The 4,239-nt window shown below is 75.8% G+C and carries 5 protein-coding genes; 1 reads left to right on the top strand and 4 read right to left on the bottom strand.

From position 1 onward, the window contains the following. Positions 1 to 706, bottom strand: a 706-nt coding sequence (locus DVA66_RS21045) for an RDD family protein (protein WP_198671908.1), incomplete at its 3' end; no start/stop codon positions are given. Positions 707 to 957: 251 nt separating this feature from the next. Between DVA66_RS21045 and DVA66_RS17665 the strand changes: the two genes are divergently transcribed. Continuing rightward, positions 958 to 1,656, top strand: a complete 699-nt coding sequence (locus DVA66_RS17665) for a class I SAM-dependent methyltransferase (RefSeq protein WP_114561232.1) — start codon at positions 958 to 960, stop codon at positions 1,654 to 1,656. 108 nt (positions 1,657 to 1,764) lie between these two features. Here DVA66_RS17665 and DVA66_RS17660 read toward each other — a convergent pair whose 3' ends face one another. The 3 genes from DVA66_RS17660 to DVA66_RS17650 form a co-directional block, all read right to left on the bottom strand. Further along, positions 1,765 to 2,406, bottom strand: a complete 642-nt coding sequence (locus DVA66_RS17660) for a response regulator transcription factor (RefSeq protein ID WP_114561231.1) — start codon at positions 2,404 to 2,406, stop codon at positions 1,765 to 1,767. Next, entirely contained in the window at positions 2,358 to 3,668 is a 1,311-nt protein-coding gene (locus DVA66_RS17655; RefSeq protein WP_198671907.1) for a sensor histidine kinase, read from the bottom strand. The genes DVA66_RS17660 and DVA66_RS17655 overlap by 49 nt, the downstream gene beginning before the upstream one ends. Positions 3,669 to 3,753: 85 nt before the next feature. Beyond that, positions 3,754 to 4,239, bottom strand: a 486-nt coding sequence (locus DVA66_RS17650) for an FHA domain-containing protein (RefSeq protein WP_157974093.1), incomplete at its 5' end; no start/stop codon positions are given.

Below are 4,239 nucleotides of genomic sequence, written 5' to 3'. Positions count from 1 at the left end.
CGGGCGCACCGGCGACGGGCGACGCCGACGCGGCGGAGCTGGCCGACGTCGCGGAGCTGGCCGACGTCGCGGAGCTGGCCGACGTCGCGGAGGTGGCCGACGTCGCGGAGGTGGCCGAGGCCGCCGAGACGACGGGAGCCGGCGCCGACGGTGTGGCCGCAGCACCCGGAGGTCCCGGCTCACCGGTCGACCGGTCGGCCGGCTCCGTGGCCTGGCGCCGGCCCACCGGCGGACGCGGTGCGGTGCGTTCGCGGATCACCACCGAGGAGACGAGCCGGTCGTGCCAGCCCTGGCGACGGGCGTCCCTGACCAGGAAGACCGCCAGCAGCACCAGGCCGACCACGGTGGCCCCGAGGACGCCGAGCACGGCCTGGCGCCCGAGCACCCGGAGCCACCCGACCGGTCGGCCGTCGTGCAGGCCGACCAGCTGCAGCCGCGCCAGCCGCATGCCGGGGCTGGCCGCGGTGACGGCGAGCATGTACCAGACCACCAGACCCCAGGCGAGCGTGAGCAGGCCGGCGGTGGTGGCGAGCACGAGGAAGACCACGGCGGCCTGCACCCACAGCGTCACCGCCAGCACGAAGGCGAGCTGCACCAGCACCGGGACGCCCCAGTCGAGCACCGCGGCGGCCAGGCGGCGCCCCAGCGGCCCGGTCTGCACGCCGGGGGGCAGCACCTGGCCGCCCGGTGATCCCTCAGCGCTCACCGGGCGTCCTGCGGGAGGGGTCCGTGGCTGGTCATCATCGTTCCGCTCCTCCTCGACTGCTCACCGGCGTTCCTGGAGTTCGCCCGTTCGCTCGGGTCCGCGCCCCATGATCGCCTAACGCCGACCACTCGCCAACCGTGCCTGGTCAGGGGGGTCCCGTCGTCCCGCCGGCCCAGGTCGGACCGGACCCGCACCCGGGCGCGGGCGGGCCGCCTGGCACCGTGGGCGCGACGGCGACGACAGGAGAGGCGATGACCCCGCACCCTCCCGACGGCCACGAGCGGCCGGCGCACGACCACGCGCACCAGCACCGGCACGAGTTCGGCCGGCCCCGGCTGTACGACCTCAGCACCCGGGTCGGCTTCCTCGGCCAGCGCGACCGGCTGTACCGGCGGCTGGCCGGGCTGGCCGCACCCCGCCCGGGTGAGCGGGTGCTCGACCTCGGCTGCGGCAGCGGGGCGCTCAGCCGGGCCTTCGCCGAGCTGCTCGGCACCGACCGCGACCTGGTCGGGGTGGACCCGTCGCCGGAGATGGTCGAGCACTGCCGCCGGCTGCTGCCCGGGGCGGAGTTCCACGTCGGCAGCGCCACCCGGCTCGACCTGCCCGACGCCTCCGTCGACGTCGTCGCCTCCAGCCTCGTGCTGCACCACGTCCCCGAGGCCGACCACCCGCGGGTGCTGGCCGAGGTGGCCCGGGTGCTGCGCCCCGGTGGGCGGCTGCTGGTGGTCGAGATGGCCCGCCCGCCGGCCGAGGCGCACGGGCCCGGCGGTGATGACGCCTCCGGGCACCGGCACGGACCGCTGGCCTGGTGGCGTCGCCGTCGCAGCGGCCGGACGTCCCCGCGTGCCGGCAGCCGGCTGCCACGCCTGCTCAGCGACGCCGGTTTCCGCGTCGTCGAGGCCGACCGCCACCTCCGCCAGCTGTACGCGATCGTCGGCGTCTGCCCCTGACCCACCCGCCGCGAGTGTGGCTCAACCGTCGGTCCGGGGGCCGGCATTCCGCCGGTTCGGCCACAGTGGCGGGCCCGGGACGGGTGGCGGGCCGGGGACGGGCGGCGCTCAGGACTGCTGGAGGTAGGTGAGGACGGCGAGCACGCGACGGTGGTCGTCGCCGGAGACCTCCAGCCCGAGCTTGGCGAAGACGGCGGCGATGTTCTTGCCGACGGCGGACTCGGTGACCACCATCTGCGCGGCGATCGCGGCGTTGGAGCGTCCGCTGGCCATCAGCTGCAGGGTCTCCCGCTCCCGCGGGGTGAGCGTGGTGAGCACGTCCTCGCGGCGGCCGAGCAGCCGGGAGACCACCTCCGGGTCCATCACCGTCCCCCCGGCGGCCACCCGGCGGACGGCGTCGACGAAGTCGGCGACCCGGTTCACCCGGTCCTTCAGCAGGTAGCCGACGCCGCCCTCGGCCGAGGCCAGCAGCTCGCGGGCGTAGAGCTGCTCGACGTACTGCGACAGCACCAGCACCGGCAGCCCCGGCCGCTCGGTGCGGATCTCCAGCGCCGCCCGCAGGCCCTCGTCGGTCCCGGTGGGCGGCAGCCGGACGTCCAGCACGGCGATGTCGAAGTCGTCGCGTCGCAGCGCCTGGCGCAGGTGCGGCTCGTCGGCGACCGCCGCGGTGACCGTGATCCCATTGAGCTCGAGGAGCTGGATCAGACCTTCTCGGAGGAGGGTGTGGTCTTCGGCGACGAGGGCTCGCACGGCATCTCCAGGGTCACGGTGGTGGGCCCGCCGACCGGGCTGGCGAGGTGGAGGCTACCGTCGAAGGCCCGCAGCCGGCGTTCGATGCCGGCCAGCCCGCTGCCCGCCCCGACGGTCGCGCCGCCGTGGCCGTCGTCGGTCACCGAGGCGCTCACCGAGCCGTCGCGCAGGGTGAGCTCGACGCCCGCCCGGGTGGCCCCGGAGTGCTTGACGACGTTGGCCAGCGCCTCGGCCACCCCGAAGTAGAGGCAGGTCTCGACCGGCGCCTCCAGCCGTCGCGGCCGGCCGCCGTCCGCGTCGGCCGGATCGTCGAAGCCGTGCACGGTCAGCGTGGTCGGCACGGCGGTGTCGAGCACCAGGCTGCGGACGGCACCGACCAGCCCGCGGTCGGCCAGCACCGGCGGGTGGATGCCCCGGACCAGCGCGCGCAGCTCCTGCATGGTCGAGGTGGTGGCCTCCGAGGCCGAGGCCAGCAGCGCACGGGCCCGCTCCGGGTCGGTGCGGATCAGCTGCTCGACCAGCCCGAGGTTCATCCCCAGCGAGGCCAGCCGCACCTGCACGCCGTCGTGCAGGTCACGCTCGATCCGGCGCAGCTCGGCCGCGGCGGCGTCCCGGGTCTCGGCGCGGGAGGTGCTCAGCGAGTCCACCCGGCCCTGCAGCCGGCTCGAGCGGGTGGGGCCGAGCAGCGCCCGGGTCATCACCGCCCACCCGGTCATCAGGCCGGGGGTGGTGACCCACCAGAGCAGGACCACCAGCCCGGCGACCGGCCACATCCAGAAGCCCTCGGTCCAGTGGTCGAGGACCACCAGCGGACCCAGCGGGTCGTTGAAGATCCCGGGCGGGGTGACCGCCAGCAGCAGCGGCATCGCCAGGTAGAACAGCGCGGCGCCGAACAGGGTGAGGACGAGGGTGGCCAGGGTGAACCCGACGGTGCACGACACCAGCACCCACAGCAGGTCGCGCCAGGTGGCGGGATCGGTCAGCAGCACCCGCAGCCAGCTGAACATGGCGGCGGGACCGCGTCCGCGCGGTAGCGGACGGTAGGGGCGGGGGACGCGGTTGCCGCCGATGCTGCCGGCCAGCCAGCGGGCGCCGTCGCACCACAGCCGCAGCAGCAGGAGGGCCCCGATGAACATCGGCACGCCCAGCCAGACCACGAACAGCGGGAGGGCGGTGACGACGAGGATGAACGGGACCAGCCCGATCATGGTGAGGACGACGAGCACCAGGCTCGTCAGGGTCAGCTTCGCTCGCAGTGCCATGCCTCCAGGCTGGGCCCGCGGGGACGCGGGCGCAGTGGTGCTGGCACCCCTGTTGGTCATGGTCCCTCCCCCCGGTCGAGGGCCCTCAGGAGCTGCTGCCCAGGGTGAGGGTGACCCCGTCGCCCAGGTGCAGCTGCCACCCCGGCTGGACGACCACGGGCTCGCCCGGGGTGAGCCGGCGGGGGCTCTCGCCGGGCCGGGCGAGCGTGGTCCCGTTGGTGGAGTGCAGGTCGGTGACGGTGACGTCCCAGCCCTCCGGCGCCAGCTGCAGGTGGGTGCGGGAGATGTCGGAGTGCGGGCTGGGGACGGTCAGCAGCCGGGCGTCGCCGGGGCCCCGGGCGGCCGACGGGGAGCGTCCCACCAGGATGACCCGGTCGACCTCGACCGGCCGGCCCTCGGGCGGGTGCACCACCAGCTGCACCGGGCGCGGGAGCAGCCGCGGCTGCTGGTTCGGCACGCGTTCCCCGCAGCGCCGGCAGACCGGGGCGTCGGGCGGGTTCGGGTGGCCCTCGGGGCACAGGGTGGCGAGCACCAGCGGGCCGGCGGGCGCCGGCTCGTCGTCCTCGCGCCG

The organism is Desertihabitans aurantiacus (genome assembly GCF_003344635.1).
In the GTDB taxonomy this organism is placed as follows: Bacteria; Actinomycetota; Actinomycetes; order Propionibacteriales; family Propionibacteriaceae; genus Desertihabitans; species Desertihabitans aurantiacus.
The sequence above is the reverse complement of the archived record's forward strand: the minus strand, read 5'-3'. Positions and strand labels throughout refer to the sequence as shown.